The organism is Pseudomonas baetica, assembly GCF_019733355.1.
In the GTDB taxonomy this organism is placed as follows: Bacteria; Pseudomonadota; Gammaproteobacteria; order Pseudomonadales; family Pseudomonadaceae; genus Aquipseudomonas; species Aquipseudomonas baetica_A.
Map to the genome: position 1 here is coordinate 1 of NZ_JAIHLQ010000119.1, position 1,114 is coordinate 1,114.

Below are 1,114 nucleotides of genomic sequence, written 5' to 3' on the forward strand. Positions count from 1 at the left end.
GGGCGGTTGCAGGAACTGAGTGCAACACAGTTATTGAATTGAAGTGGGCGCATCGTGCCGCATAACCACGGCCATTTGCATCACCTCACCCATCATTTCGATCGGACATTTGAAATCGAAGCGTTTACGGGGGCGCATATTCAGTTGCAAGGCAATGGCATCCAACTGTTCTTGGCTGTGTCCCGACAAGTCCGTCCCTTTGGGCAGGTACTGACGGATCAGGCCGTTAATGTTTTCGTTACTGCCTCGCTGCCAGGGGCTGTGCGGGTCGCAGAAGTAAATGGCCACCCCGGTCTGCTGGGTGATTTCAGCATGCCGCGCCATCTCCCGGCCCTGGTCGTAGGTCATGCTCTTGCGCATCGCCAGCGGCATGCCATTGAGCGCCGCACTGAAGCCCTCCATCGCCGAGGTTGCCGTCGCATCATTCATTTTCACCAACATCAAATAACCACTGGTACGCTCCACCAGCGTGCCTACAGACGAGGCGTTGGCCTTCCCCTTGATCAGGTCGCCTTCCCAATGCCCAGGCATCAGACGGTCTTCGATCTCCGGCGGGCGCACATGAATGCTGACCATCTCGGGGATCTGGCCGCGCCGATCCACGCCGCCAGAGCGCGGTCTGCGCGTGGTCTTGCTTTGGCGCAGGCAGATGATCAGCTCCTTACGCAACTCGCCGACCGGCAAGGCATAGATCGCGTTATAGATCGTCTCGCGACAGACGTAGGCATCTCTGAGATTGGGTATGTTCATACTGCGCAGCTTGCCGGCAATCTGCTCGGGAGACAAACGCTCACGCAGCATGTGGGTCACCAATTCGAAGCGCTCGCTACCCGGCAACAACTTTCGCACCGGTCGACAAACCTGGCGGCGGGCCTGCATCTGCTGCTGGGCCACGCGGGCCGAGTAGCCGCCGCAGGCCTCTCGATTGCGGCGCAACTCCCGGCTGATGGTCGAAGGCGATCGGGTGATCAAGCAGGCAATCCTGCGCAGGCTCAAGCCTTGGGCATGACCGATTTGAATGGTGGCGCGTTCTTCAACGCTGAGTTCGGAATAAGACATAGGGGCAGCACCGTACCGGAAAGGTCAGGTGTTGCACTCAGTTTTCGCGGCCGCC

The 1,114-nt window shown here is 59.2% G+C and carries 1 protein-coding gene; it reads right to left on the reverse strand.

The annotated features are described in order from the left end of the window. Window positions 1-30: 30 nt before the first annotated feature. Window positions 31-1,059 (reverse strand): IS30 family transposase, encoded by a 1,029-nt coding sequence (locus K5E40_RS34315; protein ID WP_197879309.1) that lies wholly within the window; start codon window positions 1,057-1,059, stop codon window positions 31-33. Between the last annotated feature and the right edge of the window lie 55 nt (window positions 1,060-1,114).